At 68.0% G+C, this 17,049-nt stretch carries 18 protein-coding genes and 1 tRNA gene; 8 read left to right on the forward strand and 11 right to left on the reverse strand.

The annotated features are described in order from the left end of the window. Positions 1-21 precede the first annotated feature (21 nt). From acpP to DSC_RS10505, 6 genes are all read right to left on the reverse strand, one after another. The gene (gene acpP, locus DSC_RS10480) at positions 22-261 is read right to left on the reverse strand and encodes an acyl carrier protein (protein WP_014161144.1); all 240 of its coding nucleotides are present in this window, start codon (positions 259-261) and stop codon (positions 22-24) included. Positions 262-376: 115 nt separating this feature from the next. Further along, the gene (fabG, locus tag DSC_RS10485) at positions 377-1,126 is read right to left on the reverse strand and encodes a 3-oxoacyl-ACP reductase FabG (RefSeq protein WP_043291249.1); all 750 of its coding nucleotides are present in this window, start codon (positions 1,124-1,126) and stop codon (positions 377-379) included. Next, complete coding sequence (gene fabD / locus DSC_RS10490; protein WP_014161146.1) at positions 1,123-2,070, reverse strand: ACP S-malonyltransferase; 948 nt, start codon at positions 2,068-2,070, stop codon at positions 1,123-1,125. Before fabD ends, fabG begins: the two co-directional genes overlap by 4 nt. A 317-nt stretch (positions 2,071-2,387) precedes the next feature. Then, on the reverse strand, positions 2,388-3,383 hold the full coding sequence (locus DSC_RS10495; RefSeq protein WP_014161147.1) for a beta-ketoacyl-ACP synthase III: 996 nt from the start codon (positions 3,381-3,383) through the stop codon (positions 2,388-2,390). 79 nt (positions 3,384-3,462) lie between these two features. Then, positions 3,463-3,654 (reverse strand): 50S ribosomal protein L32, encoded by a 192-nt coding sequence (gene rpmF, locus DSC_RS10500; protein ID WP_014161148.1) that lies wholly within the window; start codon positions 3,652-3,654, stop codon positions 3,463-3,465. 45 nt (positions 3,655-3,699) lie between these two features. Further along, a complete protein-coding gene (locus DSC_RS10505) occupies positions 3,700-4,206 on the reverse strand; it encodes a YceD family protein (RefSeq protein WP_014161149.1) in 507 nt (168 codons plus the stop codon). Between the two features lie 117 nt (positions 4,207-4,323). Here DSC_RS10505 and DSC_RS10510 point away from each other — a divergent pair, with 117 nt between their 5' ends. Next, positions 4,324-4,893, forward strand: a complete 570-nt coding sequence (locus DSC_RS10510) for a Maf family protein (RefSeq protein WP_014161150.1) — start codon at positions 4,324-4,326, stop codon at positions 4,891-4,893. A 1-nt stretch (position 4,894) separates the two neighbouring features. Here DSC_RS10510 and DSC_RS10515 read toward each other — a convergent pair whose 3' ends face one another. Continuing rightward, on the reverse strand, positions 4,895-6,763 hold the full coding sequence (locus DSC_RS10515) for an ArnT family glycosyltransferase (protein WP_014161151.1): 1,869 nt from the start codon (positions 6,761-6,763) through the stop codon (positions 4,895-4,897). A gap of 44 nt (positions 6,764-6,807) precedes the next feature. On the opposite strand from DSC_RS10515, the gene DSC_RS10520 reads away from it, so the two are divergent. Genes DSC_RS10520 through DSC_RS10535 form a run of 4 tightly spaced genes read left to right on the forward strand, consistent with a single transcriptional unit; the run spans position 6,808 to position 11,274 of the window. Beyond that, positions 6,808-7,761, forward strand: coding sequence for an AAA family ATPase (locus DSC_RS10520; RefSeq protein WP_014161152.1), 954 nt, complete (start codon positions 6,808-6,810; stop codon positions 7,759-7,761). Positions 7,762-7,764: 3 nt separating this feature from the next. Continuing rightward, positions 7,765-8,730 (forward strand): DUF58 domain-containing protein, encoded by a 966-nt coding sequence (locus tag DSC_RS10525; protein ID WP_043290551.1) that lies wholly within the window; start codon positions 7,765-7,767, stop codon positions 8,728-8,730. Further along, positions 8,727-10,706, forward strand: a complete 1,980-nt coding sequence (locus DSC_RS10530) for a transglutaminase TgpA family protein (protein ID WP_014161154.1) — start codon at positions 8,727-8,729, stop codon at positions 10,704-10,706. The genes DSC_RS10525 and DSC_RS10530 overlap by 4 nt, the downstream gene beginning before the upstream one ends. A 16-nt stretch (positions 10,707-10,722) precedes the next feature. Next, on the forward strand, positions 10,723-11,274 hold the full coding sequence (locus tag DSC_RS10535; protein ID WP_014161155.1) for a Slp family lipoprotein: 552 nt from the start codon (positions 10,723-10,725) through the stop codon (positions 11,272-11,274). A 90-nt stretch (positions 11,275-11,364) separates the two neighbouring features. Here DSC_RS10535 and DSC_RS10540 read toward each other — a convergent pair whose 3' ends face one another. The 4 genes from DSC_RS10540 to dnaX all read right to left on the reverse strand — a co-directional run bounded on the left by DSC_RS10540 (position 11,365) and on the right by dnaX (position 14,685). Beyond that, complete coding sequence (locus tag DSC_RS10540; protein WP_014161156.1) at positions 11,365-11,721, reverse strand: histidine triad nucleotide-binding protein; 357 nt, start codon at positions 11,719-11,721, stop codon at positions 11,365-11,367. 65 nt (positions 11,722-11,786) lie between these two features. Continuing rightward, positions 11,787-12,383 (reverse strand): recombination mediator RecR, encoded by a 597-nt coding sequence (gene recR / locus DSC_RS10545; RefSeq protein WP_014161157.1) that lies wholly within the window; start codon positions 12,381-12,383, stop codon positions 11,787-11,789. A 58-nt stretch (positions 12,384-12,441) separates the two neighbouring features. Continuing rightward, entirely contained in the window at positions 12,442-12,762 is a 321-nt protein-coding gene (locus DSC_RS10550; RefSeq protein ID WP_014161158.1) for a YbaB/EbfC family nucleoid-associated protein, read from the reverse strand. Between the two features lie 6 nt (positions 12,763-12,768). Then, complete coding sequence (gene dnaX / locus DSC_RS10555; RefSeq protein WP_014161159.1) at positions 12,769-14,685, reverse strand: DNA polymerase III subunit gamma/tau; 1,917 nt, start codon at positions 14,683-14,685, stop codon at positions 12,769-12,771. 141 nt (positions 14,686-14,826) lie between these two features. On the opposite strand from dnaX, the gene DSC_RS10560 reads away from it, so the two are divergent. The 3 genes from DSC_RS10560 to DSC_RS10570 all read left to right on the forward strand — a co-directional run bounded on the left by DSC_RS10560 (position 14,827) and on the right by DSC_RS10570 (position 17,048). Beyond that, positions 14,827-14,919 (forward strand) — tRNA-Ser (locus DSC_RS10560). Positions 14,920-15,595: 676 nt separating this feature from the next. Next, positions 15,596-16,348 carry a hypothetical protein gene (locus DSC_RS10565; RefSeq protein ID WP_158308235.1) on the forward strand — a complete coding sequence of 251 codons (753 nt, stop codon included), beginning with the start codon at positions 15,596-15,598 and terminating at the stop codon, positions 16,346-16,348. Positions 16,349-16,706: 358 nt separating this feature from the next. Then, a complete protein-coding gene (locus DSC_RS10570) occupies positions 16,707-17,048 on the forward strand; it encodes a hypothetical protein (protein WP_014161161.1) in 342 nt (113 codons plus the stop codon). Position 17,049: the final 1 nt, after the last annotated feature.

Here is a 17,049-nt window from a genome sequence, read left to right on the forward strand (position 1 = left end):
GACTTGCTTCCATCAGGCCGGTCAGGCCTTGACGTGGGCCTTGACGTAGTCGATGGCCTGCTGGACGGAGGTGATCTTCTCGGCCTCTTCGTCCGGAATTTCGCACTCGAACTCTTCTTCCAGCGCCATGACCAGCTCGACGGTGTCCAGGGAGTCGGCGCCCAGATCGTCCACGAACGATGCGCTGGTGGTGACTTCTTCTTCTTTGACGCCAAGTTGTTCGACAACGATCTTCTTGACGCGTTCTTCAATGCTGCTCATGGATTTCGCTCCAGACGGAGATGGGGTAAAGACGGGATAGTGTAAGGGAAAGCCGGGCTTGCGGACACGATGCCGCAAGCCCCGTTGAATCAGCCACTTAGGGCCGAATCCTGGGTCACGGCATGTACATGCCGCCGTTGACGTGCAAGGTTTCGCCGGTGATGTACCGGGCCTGGGGGCCGGCCAGGAACGCCACCGCGGCGGCGATGTCGGCCGGCTCGCCCAGGTGGCCCAGGGCGATCTGGCCGATCAGCGCGGCCTTGGCGTCCTCGGGCAGGGCCCTGGTCATGTCGGTGTCGATGAAGCCAGGCGCCACGACATTGACCGTCACCCCGCGCGAACCGATTTCCTTGGCCAGCGACTTGGAGAAGGCGATGATACCGGCCTTGGCCGCCGCGTAGTTGGTCTGCCCGGGATTGCCGGTCACCCCGACCACCGAGGCGATGTTGATGATGCGGCCCTTGCGCGCCTTCATCATGCCGCGCATGACCGCCTTGCAGGTACGGAAGACGCTGGACAGGTTGGTGTCCAGGATCGCGTTCCAGTCCTGCTCCTTCATCCGCATCAGCAGGTTGTCGCGGGTGATGCCGGCGTTGTTGACCAGGATCGAGACGGGTCCGAACTCCCTGGCGGTCGCCTCGATCAACGCTTCGACCGCGGCCGCGTCGGTGACGTCCAGGGTGCGGCCGTGGCCACCGAGCACTTCCATGCGCTGGGCGATGGCCTGCGCGCCGCTGTCGGTGGTCGCGGTGCCGATCACGGTCGCGCCCTGCACGGCCAGCGTGTCGGCGATGGCCGCGCCGATGCCGCGGCTGGCGCCGGTGACCAGCGCGATTTCCCCTTCCAGGGGACGGGCGGTGTTCATGCGGCCTTCCATGTTTCCAGGGCGCCCTGGAAGTCGGCCGGCGTGGACAGCGCACGGCTGTCCACGGACTTGTCGATGCGCTTGGCCAGGCCGGTCAGCACCTTGCCGGGGCCGCATTCGGCGATGCGCGTCGCACCCGCGGCGATCAGTGCCTGCACGCAGTCGGTCCAGCGCACCGGCAGATACAGCTGGCGCACCAGCGCCTGGCCGATGGCCTCGATGCTGTCGTGGACCTGCGCGTCGACGTTCTGCACCACCGGCAGGGCTGGCAGCTGCCAGGCGATGCCCTTGATGGTCTCGGCCAGGCGGTTGGCTGCTTCGCGCATCAACGGAGTATGCGAGGGCACGCTCACCGCCAGCTTGACGGTCTTGCGGATGCCGCGGGCGTTGAGTTCGGCAATGGCTGCATCGACCGCTGCGGCATCGCCACCGATCACGATCTGGCCCGGCGCGTTGTAGTTGGCCGGCACCACGACCTTGGTCCCGGAGACCTGCTCGCACACTTGCGCGACCATCGCGTCTTCGGCGCCCAGCACTGCGGCCATCGCGCCGACACCTGCCGGCGCGGCGTCCTGCATCAGCTGCCCGCGGATGCGCACCAGATGCGCGCCATCGTGCAGCGACAGCGCGCCGGCTGCGACCAGCGCGGTGTATTCGCCCAGACTGTGGCCGGCCAGGCGCGCGGGGACGGCGCCGCCCTGCTCCTGCCACAGGCGCCACACCGCGATGCCCGCCGCCAGCAGGGCCGGCTGGGTGTATTCGGTGCGGCCCAGCATTTCTTCCGGCCCGCCCTGGGAGAGCGCCCACAGATCGGCGCCGGCACCGTCGGAAGCTTCATTGAAGGTGTCGCGTACCCGCGGGTGCAGTTCGGCCAGTTCGGCCAGCATGCCCAGGGACTGCGACCCCTGGCCGGGAAACACGAAGGCGAGTGCGGAGTCGGTCACGCGCGAGAAGACCTGAGCTGCAGAAACGAGCGCCGATGATACGGGCGAAACGAGCGAGGCGTCTGTACTGGGGCGTATGCCGCCGCGGCGCGCCCACCTGATGCCGCATCGCCTGACGCCCAGCCTGGGCCGCTTTTCCTGACCATGGATCGGACACGTGCAGGCTTTAGGCCGGCCACCGTCCTGCAGGCGCCGGGCGTGATCGGCAGCACTGCCCCGGGTCAGCCCCGACTGGATTCGCGCAACATCGATCCGCCACCGGCGGAGGAGTCGCCGCCTGGCCAACACCATGGCTGGGCCTCTGGCGCGGGCAGCGCTCAGTAGCGGATCAGCACCGAACCCCAGGTGAAACCGCCACCGAAGGCTTCCAGCAGCAGCAGCTGGCCGCGCTGGATGCGACCGTCGCGCACCGCTTCATCCAGTGCCATCGGCACCGAGGCCGAGGAGGTATTGCCGTGCCGATCGACCGTGACCACGACCTGGTCCATGGACATGTCCAGCCGCTTGGCGGTGGCTTCGATGATGCGCAGGTTGGCCTGGTGCGGCACCAGCCAATCCAGGTCGTGCTTGTCCAGCTGGTTGGCGTTGAGGGCTTCATCCACGACCGCATCCAAGGCCTTGACCGCGTACTTGAAGACCTCGCCGCCCTTCATCAGGATCCGCGAGCCGTTGTTGGTCTGGTGAGGTTTGAAGCCGGCCGAGACGCCAACCGGATTCCAGAGCAGTTCCTTCTTGCTGCCATCGGCATGCAGATGGGTGCTGAGGATGCCGGCCTGGCTGTCGGCCTTGAGCACCACCGCGCCGGCGCCATCGCCGAACAGCACGCAGGTGGTGCGATCGGTCCAGTCGGTGATGCGGGTCAGGGTCTCGGTGCCGATCACCAGGGCCGTCCTGGCGTCACCGCTGCGGATGAACTTGTCGGCCACCGTCAGCGCATAGATGAAGCCCGAACAGGCCGCATTGACGTCCATCGCCATGCAGCCTTCGGCGCCCAGCCGGGCCTGGATCAGGCACGACGTGGATGGGAAAACGATGTCCGGCGTGGTGGTGCCCACCACGATCATGTCCAGGTCGGCCGCAGTGACGCCGGCCGCCTCCATCGCACGCAATGCCGCCCGGTAACCCAGGTCGCCACTGGTCTGCCCTTCGGCTGCCATGTGGCGCTCGCGGATGCCGGTGCGGGTCTGGATCCACTCGTCGCTGGTCTCGACGATCCTGCACAGGTCGTCGTTGGTCAGGACCTTGTCCGGCAGATAGCTGCCGGTGCCTGCGATACGCGAGTAGATACGACCGTTGGTCACCGGCTGGCTCATCATGATTCCCGTTGCGCGACCCGCAGGCCAGGCCTGAACAATGCAGCAGTCAGGCGCGCATCACTGCGCGCCGGAAGGCTCACTCTTCGCTGACAGCCGACTTGGTGGCGATGACCTTCTTGCCACGGTAGTAGCCGTCGGCGGTCACGTGATGGCGGATGTGGGTTTCGCCGGTGGTCGGGTCGGTGGCCAGCTGCTTGGCGGTGAGGGCGTCGTGCGAACGGCGCTGGCCGCGGCGGGACGGGGTGACGCGGGATTTCTGAACTGCCATGGTCTTGCTCCAAACGAGTCTTCATTCCAACCGCCGCACAGGCGATCAGTTCTTCTTGAGCGAAGCCAGCGCCGCGAACGGGCTGGCCTGCGCCAGTTCTTCCTGCTGCGGGGAAACATCGAGTTCCACCGCAGGCAAATCCGGATTCATCGGTACCGCGGGCACAGCCAGCACCAGTTCGTCCTCGATCAGGTCCAGCGTCCGCAACATGCCGTCTTCGGGCACCAGCAGCGCCTCGGTCTCCGGCGGCAGGGCCGCTTCGCCGGCTTCGTCCCTGATCAGGCCAAGCCGCTGCACCATCGACACCGGGTACAGGAACCGCTGCAGGCTGCGCTGGCATTCCAGCGGCAGCGCCGTGTCGATCTTCAGTTCCACGTAGGGCACCTGCAGCGCATCGCGATCGAACTGCAGCGCGAACGTCACCTCACCCTCGGCATCGGCCAGCAAACCGTCGAGCCGGCGCAATGCCGCCAGCGGCACCTTGCCTTCGAAGCTGCGTCGTGCCGCGACCATGCGCCAGGCATCAAGGATTTCGGGCACGTGCGCGGGCATAAGCCGCAAAATGGTAGAGAGCCTGGACATGTGTGTCAAATCGGCTGTGCCCGCCGCCGTTGCGATCCCGGGCCGGCCGGGGCCACACTGCCCGACCCTGCCGCTCCAACCCTGTCGATGACGCTGATCCTGGCTTCCACCTCGGTGTATCGACGCGACCTGCTGAAAAGGCTGCGCCTGCCCTTCCAGGCCGTCGGCCCGGAGGTGGACGAAACCGCGCTGGCGGGCGAATCGCCCCTGGCCATGGTCCAGCGCCTGGCCCGTGCCAAGGCCCGCGCGATCGCGGCCAAGGCACCGGGAAGCTGGGTGATCGGCTCGGATCAGGCCGCCGACCTGGACGGCCTGGCCCTGGGCAAGCCCGGCCACCGGGACGCGGCGATCGCCCAGCTGCAGGCGATGTCGGGCCGCCAGGTCCGGTTCCATACCGCGGTCTGGGTCAGCAACGGCGATCGCGACCTGGCCGCCGTCGACACCACCTGCGTGATCCTGCGCACGCTCGCCGACGCCGAGATCGAACGCTACGTGGACGCCGAGCAGCCGTTCGACTGCGCCGGCAGCTTCAAATGCGAAGGCCTGGGCGTGGTCCTGTTCGAAGCCATCCAGACCTGCGACCCCACCGCCCTGATCGGCCTGCCCCTGATCGCCACCGCCGCGCTGCTGCGCCAGGCCGGGTTCGCCCTGCCCTGAACTACTCGTGGCGGGACAGATCGATGGGTTGCTCGGACCAGGTCTCGATGCTGCCGTCGCTGGCCTGCAGCCGAAGGCCCAGCCAGTGGCGGCCGCTGCGCAGGTTGCGCGCGTCCACCTGGGCGCGGAAGCCGACGTTGGGGTGGTTGGGGTCGTCGGAGATCTTCCAGTAGCTGGCCACGCCCGGGTTCGGCAGGCCGTACTCGGCCTGGGCCACGACCTTGCCATCGAGGGTGACCTCCACGCCCCTGAGGCCGACGCCATCCTTGAACGCCCAGCCACTGACTTCGAAGCGGCCGGGCACGGTGGCGCCATCGACCGGGACATCGATCCAGGCCATCGCAGGGGCGGTGCATGGCGCATCGGCGCTGGGTTGCGCCGCCGCCTCCTCGCGCCTTGGCAGGTAGAACAGCAAAAAGCGCTGGCGGCCGTGGTCGACGTTGACCACGCGCGGCGGCGGCAACGGCCCCAGCCGCTCGCACAGCGCGTGGTATTGGGCCAGCAGGCCCTTGTACTGGACCTCGCTGGCGCCGACCACCAGCAGCTGGGCGGTCGGGCTGGCGCCGTCGCTGTGCAGGTTCCACAGGCGCAGCTGCGGCGCGCGTCCGTGCTTGATGTTGAGCGGATGGTCCAGCACCGGGATCGCATCGTCGCCAAGGGCGAAGCCCAGCTCGGCGCCGACCTTGAAGTTGTCGGCCAGCATGCCGGTCTGGCCCGGATGGCGCGCCAGCTCCTCGCGCACGGCCTGGGCCAGCACGTCCCAACCGGCGAAGTTGTAGGGATAGACCTTGCTCGAGGCCAGGTCCGCGCGCCAGCGCGGCACCGAAGCGACCAGGTAATAGCCCAGCACCACCGCCAGGCCCGCCCCGCACATCGCCCAGGTCGCGCGCCGCAGCCAGAGCGGCCAACGGCGCAGCAATGCCGGCACGGCCAACAGCAGCGGCAGGTAGCCCGGCATCGTCCAGTGGAAACTGACGCGCTCGACATCGGCGAAAAAGCCCAGCAAGAAGTAACCCAGCGTCGACAATCCACCAAGCAGGCCGAAATACCGCCATTGCGAAGGCATGTCGCTGGCCTTGCCGAACGCGCGGGCGAGCACCTGCAGCAGCGCGAAGAACAGCAGCGGCGTCACCAGCGCCGCCTGGATCACCAGGAACAGCAGGCCGGTGAGCTGGAAGGTCCAGGGATGGCGATCGACCAGCTGGAAGCGCAGGCCGGCATCGGCATTCTCGATGTTCCAGGCGATCAAGGGCGCCCATGCCGCGATGCCCAGCGCCAGCGCCACCCACACCCGCACATCCAGCAGCACGCGCCGGCCTTCGGGCAACAGCAGCAGCGCGACAAAGCCCACGCCGATCACCCCGACGAAGCGGTAGTGGCTCAGCGCGCCGATCACCAGGCCCAGCGCCAGTTCGGCCGCGCCGGCGGCATCGATCTGGCGCAGCAGGCGCGCGCCGGCGTCCAGGCACAGCACCGTGGCAAAGGCCAGCGGCACGTCGGGCACGGCCATGATCCCCAGGCTTCCCGACAACGGCATCAGCAACACCAGCATGCCCGCGCGCCATCCGGCGACGGCGCCAAACCAGCGCGTGCCGATGCCGGCAAGCAGCCAGGGCAGGAGCGCGGCCAGCAGCAGGAACGGCATGCGGATGGCCAGCACATGCTGGCCCCCGATCGCGGTGCCCAGGCGCGTCATCCACGCGGTCAGTCCGGGCAGGTCCGAATAGGCAGCGGCCAGATGGCGCCCTTCCTGCCAGTAGAACGCTTCGTCCACGAACAGCGGCAGCCGCGCGGCGATCAGGATCTTGATCACGGTCAGGCACACCCACAGCGTCAGGAACGTGCGCTGCGCGCGCGCCTCTTCGTTCATATTGTCGCTACACTCGATTGGAAGACGCGAAACGGATGTTGACGATGCAGGCCAGTTCCGCAGCACGCACGATGCTACCCGATGACCTGTTGCAGGCGTTGCGGCAGGCCCAGGCGCAGGTCAACGGCTTGGTGCTGGGCAAGCCGTTGCAGGTGCGGCTGGCGTTCGTGGCGCTGCTGGCCGATGGCCATCTGCTGATCGAGGACCTGCCCGGCCTGGGCAAGACCACCCTGGCCCATGCGCTTGCGGCGACCCTGGGACTTGGCTTCCAGCGCGTGCAGTTCACCTCGGACCTGTTGCCCGGCGACGTGCTGGGCGTGTCGATCTACGACGCCCAGGCGCGCAGGTTCCAGTTCCACCCCGGCCCGGTGTTCACCAACGTGCTGCTGGCCGACGAGATCAACCGCGCGCCACCGCGCACCCAGAGCGCGCTGCTGGAGGCCATGGCCGAGCATCAGGTCACCCTGGATGGCACCACGCACGTGCTGGACGAGCCGTTCTTCGTCATCGCCACCCAGAACCCGGTGGACCTGTCGGGCACCTACCCGCTGCCCGATTCGCAGCTGGACCGCTTCCTGCTGCGCATGGGCCTGGGCTATCCGGACCGCAAGGACGAACGCGCCCTGCTGGCCGGCAGCGACCGGCGCGAACTGATCGCCCAGGCCAGGCCGCTGCTCGACGTGGCCCGCGTGCTGGCCCTGCGCAAGGCGGTGGCGCAGGTCCATGCCAGCGAGGTGCTGATCGATTACGTGCAGGCCCTGCTGACCCGCAGCCGCCGCCATCCGGGCGTGCGCGTGGGACTCTCGCCCCGCGCCGGCCTGGCGCTGCTCAAGGGCGCACGCGCCCATGCCCTGCTGCTCGGCCGCGACCACGTGCTGCCCGAAGACGTGCAGACCCTGTTCCCGGCCGTGGCCTCGCATCGACTGGTGCCCGATTCGGAAGGCGCCTCGGCCAGCGAACTGACCCACGCCATCCTGCATGCGGTGGCGGTGGACTGAAGGATGCAAGCAGCCTTGCTCCAGCGGCTGCGCGCACGCCTGGCGCTGCTGGCCCGGCCGCGTGCTGCCGAAAGCCTGCCGCTGACCCTGGACCGGCGCCGGGTGTACGTGCTGCCCACCGCCTTCGGTCTGTTCGCCGGCCTGCTGGTCGGCACCATGCTGCTGGGCGCGCTGAACTACAACAACAACCCGGCGCTGCTGCTGGCCCTGTTGCTGGCGGCCACCTTCATGGCCAGCCTGATGGCCGCGCACCTGCAGTTGTCGGGGCTGCGCGTGGACTCGATCGCTGCCGAACCGGTCCACGCCGGCACGCCCCTGCGCCTGCAGCTGGCGCTGTCCATCCACGACCGCCGCCCGCGCATCGGCCTGCGCCTGCGCGCCGGCCAGCAGGAGGTGCTGGTGCCGGCGCTGGCCGACCAGCCGGTCACCGCCGAACTGTCCTACCCGACCAGCACCCGCGGCTGGCTGCAGCTGGGGCGCCTGCGCCTGTCCACCACCCAGCCACTGGGCGTGGCGGTGGCCTGGTCCTATGTGTGGCCACAGACGCCGCTGCTGGTCTATCCGGCGACGGAAGTGGACGGCCCGCCGCTGCCCGAGCCGGCCGGCACCTCGCGCCAGACCCGGGTGGACGCCGCCGGCGAGGAGTTGCACCACCTGCGTGCCTACCGGCCCGGCGATCCGCAGCACACCATCGCCTGGAAGCCCAGCGCGCGCCGCGAGGTGCTGCTGGTGCGCGAATACGAACAGCCCGTCGGCGTGGAAGTCACCCTGGACTGGACCACCCTGGCCCCGCTCACCCATGAAGCCCGCATCCGCCGCCTGACCCACTGGATCGAACTGGCCGAACGCCAGGCGCGGCGCTATCGCCTGCGCCTGCCCGGACATGCCCCGATCGGACCCGCCCTGGGGCCGGCCCACCGCCACCAGTGCCTGCGCGCGCTGGCGCTGCTGCCCAAGGGCCTGGCGTGATCGGCCGTCGCCGCCGCGCCGCATCGCCGGCGCTGGATGCACGCAGCCGGCTGTGGGTATTGGCGGCCGCAGCCTCGGGCCTGTTGCCGCTGCTGCTGCAGCTGCCGGGCACGACCGCGGTCGCGGTGGCGGTGATCGGCGCGCTCAGCGCCTTGGTGTCGTGGAAGCGCCCGATCCCGCTGGTCCTGCGCGTGCTGCTGGCCATCGCGGCCCTGGCCGCGGTGCTGTGGGCGGCTGGGCCGCGCTTTGGCCGCGACACCGGCTGCGCGCTGCTGGCAGCCATGCTGGCGATCAAGCCGACCGAGACCACCGGGCTGCGCGATGGTCGCAGCCTGGTCGGCTTTGCGCTGTTTGCACCCTTTGCCGCCTTCCTGCTGGACCAGGGGCCGATGACCATGGCCCTGGGCCTGGTCGCGGTGCTGTGCGCGCTGGTGGCGATGCTGCGCCTGGCGGCGCTGGAATCGGGCCTGCTCGCCGCCGACAGCACCAGCATCGGGCGCCTGGGTGCCTGGCAGATCGGGCGGCTGGTGCTGATGGGCATTCCGCTGGCGCTGCTGACCTTCTGGCTGTTTCCGCGCCTGGGCAGCCCGCTGTGGGGCCTGCCCGACCGCGCCATCGGCCGGCCCGGCCTGTCGGACACGATGTCACCGGGCCAATGGATCGACCTGCTGGCCGACGATACCCCGGCCGCGCGGGTGGTCTTCTTCGGCCCGACGCCGCGGCCTTCGCAGATGTACTGGCGCGGGCCGGTGATGGCCGAGTTCGACGGTCGCACCTGGCGCCGCGCCGACTGGCCAGCTGCGCCCACACCGGCTCCGGTCACCCGCCAGGGCCCGCGCTACGACTACCAGCTCGATTACGAGCCCACCGACCGTCGCCAGCTCATCGCGCTGGAGCTGGCCTGGTCAGCACCGGAAGGGACCACGCTGTCGGCAGACTACGAATTGAGCGCGCAGCGGCCGCTGGCGGCGCTGACCCGCTGGCGGCTGCAGTCACAGGCGGTGGCCACCTTCAATCCGCAGCCGCGTGCGCAGGTGCTGCGCCAGGCGCTGCAGCTGCCGCCGGGGTTCAATCCGCGCACGCTGGCGCTGGGCTCGCAGTGGCGGCGCGAAGCCGGGCCACAGGGCGATGCGGCCATCGTCCAGCGCGCGCTGGCCTGGATCGGCAAGGACTTCGCCTACACCCTGGACGTGCCGCTGCCGGGCCGCGAGATCGCCGATGAGTTCCTGTTCCAGACCAGGCGCGGGTTCTGCGAGCATTTCAGTTCCTCGTTCGTGATCCTGATGCGCGCCGCAGGCATTCCCGCGCGCGTGGTCACCGGCTACGTCGGCGGCGTGCGCAATCCGCTGGGTGGTGGCTACTGGATCGTGCGTCGCCAGGATGCCCATGCCTGGGCCGAGGTCTGGCTGCCGCAGCGCGGCTGGGTGCGGGTGGACCCCACCGCCGCGGTTGCGCCCGAGCGCATCTACGACACCCTGGAAGACCGCGCCCAGGCCGAGGGAACCGGTGCCGAGGGGCTGATCCACATGAACCGCTACGCCCAGCTCAGCGACTGGCTGCGACGCAACTGGAACGAGGCGGTGCTGGGCTTCAACGCCGACCGCCAGAGCCGGCTGCTCGAATCCTTCGGCGTGGACCGGCTGGACCAGACCAAGCTGGGCTTGCTGTTTGCGCTGGCCTTCGGCACCACCTTGCTGGGCATGGCCTGGCTGCTGGCACGTGGCGAACGTGAAGCCGACCCGCTGCTGCGCCAATGGCATCGCCTGGGCCGGCGCTACCGCCGCTTCGGCCTGCAGCCGGCAGCGTCCGAACCGGCCATCGCCTGGGCCGAGCGGGTGGCCCTGGCGCGCGGGGGCAGTGGCGACAAAAACCTGGAGCTGATTTCACTCAGCCAGCGTTTTGCGCAAGCGCGCTACGCTTGCGCTCCCGCGGACGTCCGAGCGCTGATACGCGACCTTCGCCGGCACCGTCCATGATCACCGCGAGGCTTGCATGAACACCCGCTCTTCGGTTCGCCTGCTGGCTGCTGCAGCCTTGGCGCTGCTGCTCGGCGCCTGTGCCACCGCACCCAAGCCGTTGCGCGGCCAGTTCCCCAGCATCACCCCGCTCGATGCGGTCAGCGGCACCCAGCAGGTCGGCGCGCAGGTCCGCTGGGGGGGCCGCATCGTGGAAACCAAACCCGGCCCGCACAGCACCTGCTTCCAGGTGATCTCATCGCCGCTGAGCGCCACCGGCCGGCCGCTGCGCGACGCGCCCGACGCCACCGACGGCCGCTTCATCGCCTGCCGGGCCGGCTTCTACGACCCGGCGATCTTTGCCGAAGGCCGCGAAGTCACTTTCATCGGCCGTATCGAAGGCATGGAGAATGCCCGCATCGGCGACTACGACTATCGCCTGCCGCGGGTGGCCGCCGACGTGGTGTACCTGTGGCCACAGATCCGCGAGGTAGAGGTGCGTCCTTATTATCCCTCGCCGTACTACTACGACCCGTTCTGGGGCCCGGGCTGGTGGGGCCCCGGCTGGGGTCCGCGCTGGGGCTGGTGAGCGGCAGCTTCCCGCCACATCGCCGGGACAGGAAAGGGCCGGAACATTCCGGCCCTTTTCAATTGCAGCTGACACACCAGCGGATCTCGATCAGCGGCCGGGAACACCGAAGTGGCCAAGCGGCGCCCCGGCCAGCAGATGCAGGTGGATGTGGTAGACGGTCTGGCCTGCATCCTGGCGGCAGTTCATCACCACCCGGTAGCCATTTTGCGCAAAGCCCTCATCGCGCGCGTACTGCGCCGCGGCCAGGATCAGCTTGCCCACCAGGAACGCCTGCTCGGGGGTGAGGTCATCCAGGGTCGGCACGTGCACGGCCTTGGGGATGAACAGCACATGCACCGGCGCCTGCGGCGCGATGTCCTTGAAGCCCAGCACCTCGTCGTCTTCATAGACGATGCTCGCCGGGAGTTCGCGACGGATGATCTTGCCGAAGATGGTGTCGTTCATGGGCTGGCCGAGTGCGTTGCGGATGAGCGCACAAGCTTAGCTTCCGCGCGATGACTGGCAAGCGCTCAGCCCATCTCGCTGCGCGAGCCGAATGCGTGCGAGAGCGTGCCGCGGTCCACATATTCCAGCTCGCCGCCCAGCGGCACGCCGTGGGCCAGGCGCATCGGGCGCACCTTGGCCTGGCGCGCCAGTTGCGCCAGGTAATGGGCGGTGGCCTCGCCTTCCACGGTGGGATTGGTGGCGATGATCAGCTCGCTGACCTCACCTTCGGCCAGGCGCGCGGACAGGCGCTCCAGCCCCAGCTCGCGCGGGCCGATGCCATCCAGCGGCGACAGCCGGCCCTGCAGGACGAAGTACAGGCCGCGATAGCCGGTGGCTTGCTCGATCGCCAACCGGTCGGCCGGGGTTTCCACCGCGCACAGCTGGTGCCGGTCGCGGCTGGCGCTGGCGCAGATGGCGCACAGCGGGCCTTCGGTGAAGTCGCGGCACTGCGCGCAATGGCCGACGTGCTCCATCGCCTGGGCCAGTGCGGCGGACAGGCGCCGGCCGCCGTCGCGGTCGCGCTCCAGCAGCTGGTAGGCCATGCGCTGGGCGCTCTTGCCGCCGACCCCGGGCAGCACGCGCAGCGCGTCGATCAGTTGTTCCAGCAGCGAGGCACTCATGCGATGGCGGCGCGATGGCCTGCCGGCGCAAGGCCGACAGGCAGGATCCAGGGCAGGCTCAGAACGGCAGCTTCATGCCCGGCGGCAGCTGCATGCCGGCGGTGGCCGCGCCCATCCGGCTCTTGGACTCGGCGTCGATCTTGTTGGACGCATCGTTGAAGGCGGCGGCGATCAGGTCTTCCAGCATCTCCGCATCGGACAACAGGGTCGGATCGATGCGCACCTTGCGGCACTCCTTGGCGCCGGTCAGGGTCACGCTGACCATGCCGCCGCCGGCGCTGCCGGTGACTTCCAGCCTGGCCAGTTCTTCCTGCGCCTTCTGCAGGTTTTCCTGCATCTTCTGCGCCTGCTGCATCATCTGGGCAATATTTCCACGCATTTTTTTTTACTCGTCGAAAGGGCGGATGGAATCGGGGACCACGCGCGCGCCCTGCTGCCGGATCAGGCGCTGCACGTCGGGGTGGTTCATGAAGCTTTCCTCGGCCAGGGACCGGCGCGCATCCTGCGCACGCGCGTGGCGCTGGGCCAGCGTCTCGCCGTGGTCGGCCGCGGACTCGAACACGATCCTGGGCGCCTGGCCCAGCGCCGCGGCAAGTGCCTGGGCCAGCTCACCGACCGAACGCTCGGTGCGCAGGTAGTCCAGGCCCGGGGCCAGCGACAGCCGCAGCACCGCATCGCCATAGCCGGAAAACGCCGCATGGGCCGCCAGCTCCCTGGACGGGCCGGTGAGCCGGGACGAAGCCACCAGCGCCAGCCAGTGGTCTGCGTCGGCGATCCCTGCCACAGCCGCTGGCACCGGATCATGGACCGGCGCGCGATCAACCTTGCCCGAGGCGGCCACTGGCCGCGTGTCGAGCGCGACCTGCGGTTCGGGCACTTGCCAGGGCGGCACCTCGTCTTGAACCGGGACAGGTGCGTGCCGTGGTGCGCAAGTCACTGGTACCGCAGCATCCGGCGATGCGACGGTCGCCCTCGGCTCGTTCCAGGGCGGCATCTGCCCGGGCGCGCGGTCTGCAGGCGTGTCCGCGGCAGGCGGCGCCGGCGGCGCAGGCGCATGGGATCGTTCAACCGGCGGTGCGGTCGCCGCTTCCGGCGCGAGCGGCGCCTGGCGCGACGCGTCGCTCGGCACCGCTGCCGCGGCCGGTCCGGCCACCGGCGCAACCGCGCCAGCCGAAGCCTTCGCCCGGCCTGGCGCCGCGCCGGCCGGCGCGACATCGCCGGCATTGGCCGGACGGAACGCCAGCATGCGCAGCAGGCTCATTTCAAACCCGGCGCGTGGGCTCGGCGCCAGATACAGGTCGCGACGGCCGTTGAGCGCCATCTGGTACCACAGCTGCACCACTTCCGGCCGCAGCCGCTCGGCGAAGACCTGCGCATCCACGCCATCGGCCTCGATCGCCACGCCCGGCACCAGCTGCCGCACCTGGATGCGGTGCAGCGCCTCGGCCACCGCCTCCAGCACCCCGCCCCAGTCGGGCGAAAATTCGGCCACCGCGGCGATGGTCGCCATCAGCTGCGCGCCATCGCCATCGGCCAGGGCCTGCAGCAGCGCCCCGACCTGGGTGCGGTCGACGCTGCCCAGCATCGTGCGCACCGCCGCATCGCCCAGCTCGCCGCCGGTGTAGGCGATGGCCTGGTCCAGCAAGGAGAGCCCGTCGCGCAGCGAGCCATCGGCCGCCTTGGCGATCTGGCGCACCGCACCGTCTTCGGCAGGGATTGCCTCGGCGGCCAGGATCCTGCTGATCTGGCCGCCGATCTGCTCCTGGTCCAGGCGCTTGAGGTTGAACTGCAGGCAGCGGCTGAGCACGGTCACCGGCAGCTTCTGCGGGTCGGTGGTGGCCAGCAGGAACTTCACGTGCTCCGGCGGCTCTTCCAGGGTCTTGAGCAGCGCGTTGAACGCCGCCTTGGACAGCATGTGCACTTCGTCGATCAGGTAGACCTTGAACTTGCCGCGCGAGGGCATGTACTGCGCGTTCTCGATCACCTCGCGCACGTCGTCCACGCCGGTGTTGGAGGCCGCGTCGATCTCCAGCAGGTCGATGTAGCGGCCCGCATCGATGTCCAGGCAGGCCGGACACTGGCCGCACGGGTCGGCGCTGGTGCCGGTCTGGCAGTTCAGCGACTTGGCAAAGATGCGCGCGATGGTGGTCTTGCCGACGCCGCGGGTACCGGTGAACAGGAAGGCATGGTGGATGCGGCCGCTATCCAGGGCGTTGGACAGGGCGCGGACCACGTGCTCCTGCCCGACCAGCTCGGCAAAACGCTTGGGGCGCCACTTGCGGGCCAGGACGAGATAGGACATGGCCACATTGTGCCACGCACCCGCCGCAAGTCCTGGCGATCGGCGCCAGTTGAACAGCAGCGAACGGGCCGCTCGCAATAAACCCGCGCCGCGGCTAGAATCTGCGCCCCTGGGCACGGCCGCCGGCCGTGTTCAGGTCCCGGAGAGGTGTCCGAGCGGTTGAAGGAGCACGCCTGGAAAGTGTGTAAGCGTCTAAACCGCGCTTCGGGGGTTCGAATCCCCCTCTCTCCGCCAGATCACTGAACTAAGCCCCTGATTTTTAGGGGCTTTTTTCTTTTGTGCCCGCATCGGTATGCCATGCAGTATGCCATATCGAATTGACTGCGGTTAGGCGAAGTTGGGCGGCGTTACGTCATGCCCTGCTGAGGGATCCCACGAATACCGGTGCAACCCAACCCTCTACGGAGTACGGGTCATTGGACTATCTCCCCGCGCTGGTCTCGGTTCAACTCGATCGAGCAACTGCAGCGCACGTCGACTCGGCTGCGACCATATCCATAGATGGCCCGCACTACGGCGCGCCCGAGCTTCGGAGACCACTCACGCCGGCCAAGAGCACCTGTCCTAGGGATCGTCTGGACGTACCTGATCACGTCCAGTGGGCCAAAAGCGGACCTAGGGGCGGACCCTGTCGTGTCTGCTTTAGGCCGATAAGTCTAGAGATATCAGCGGTCCGCCCGACAGCGGCGGCACGCGTGTAAGGGCGCTTGCTAGGCAGCGCGATCGGTTGGCCGAACTATGCGTCTTGCGAATGGCGCAGTCTTGCGCCTAGACTTCATCTAAGGCGACGGCCTGAGTTGTGAGCAACTCCAATCCGTTCGGTTTGTAGCACCCTTCGCTTGTTTCCGAGGCAGTAGCCGGCGGATGCAGTCGTAATCGCTCACCTGCTTCCGTTCCAGAGGCTCACCTCATGCCATCTCCGATTTACTCGCGCCCTGTGTTCATGGCGCACGACGCTCTCTCTTCAAACAACATCAATACGACGAAAGGTCACCTTCGCGAAGTAGTTGCAGCGCTTCATGGCTTCAAGTCGCTCGCCTCCATGCAGGCGGAGGAGCCACCGCACCGCTCCGCTGCCCCGCAGAGTACGGCAGTCATTTTGGATCGCCGATTGGCCGTCGATCGATGCGTGACACTCATGCCTACCGACGACGCGGAGCGCATAGTTCAAGAAGTCGCGCGCGCACTCTTTGCCACCGCCTCGCCAGGTCACTTTTACTTAGACAAGTGGGCTGATTTGCCTCCGGCGGTAACCCAGATGGCAAGGTTGTGTGCACTTGCCCAGCCCGAGATGTCTGGGACCGTGGACGACCTAGAAGGAAGAGTTCTTGCTTCTCTGGAACACTTTTCGATGGGAAGTGAGGTTGTGCGTGGAGCAGCGAATGAGAGAATCCTGCGCAGCCTTAGCGCCAACGGCGGACCGATTGTGCTTCACCAAGCGGGTTCTGATCCGCATGTAGCCGGAAGAATCCTCTCGTTCATCGGTGAGTACACCGCCGTTTCGGGTAAAGGCGGGATCGTTCATGTGGATGCCATATATCAAAAGGCAACTGCTGCGATTTATTACCTTCATTCCGTCGGCGTCCTTTTTAGGCCGGGTGAGAATTATTTCCAGTTCTACGAGGACTCGCACGAAAGCGAGTACTCGTTCGTTGGGGAGTGAAAGTACGTTCAGACCCAGCGGCGCAGCCAATAGGTCGGCTCAGGGTCGGTCGTTCAGACGTGGTGCCTGAGGTCCGGATGCAGGTGCGATTGCCTCGACTGAGTTCGTGAGGCTAGTGCCTAGCGCCTGCCACACTGCTGACGGTGGCACGCCGCAAGCGCCTAGGGCCTTATTTGTCTCGGGGGCCCTGCCGAGCGGCCTAGTTACCCGGACGTTATGCCGGGACATTGGGCTCGCGAATTTCCCCACCAATTTTCCGGGCCTAACCCGAAATCCGCTCCTTATCTAATTTGCTCGCCCCAAGCCAGCATGTCCCGAAAGGGCGGCAATCCTGCCGCCCAATCTCGAGGACAAGCACATGCCACCCGGCACCGTTAACGAAATGGCCGCGCAGTTCACCGCGGCGTACCAGGCACTCAAAGACAAGAAGGACACCGAGAGGCTCCTTACGCTCATCAAGCCCATGATCCTGACCGCAAGGGCGGACGGCATTAGCGACAAGGAGTTGATCGACCTGATCAATAGCTTGGGCGTGCGGGAGAAGTTCTACCCCGCGAAGCTCAAAGAACTGCGCGGCCGGCTACGCAAGGCTGAGTCGGATGCGCCCGCCAATGGCGAGGAGCGTCCGTCGGCGAACGAGAGCTCCATCCATCCGCTCGCAGCCGCGCTCAGCGGCTGTCTCGATGGGGCCGCGGCGTGAA

The sequence above is a fragment of the Pseudoxanthomonas spadix BD-a59 genome (assembly GCF_000233915.3).
Taxonomy (GTDB): Bacteria; Pseudomonadota; Gammaproteobacteria; order Xanthomonadales; family Xanthomonadaceae; genus Pseudoxanthomonas_A; species Pseudoxanthomonas_A spadix.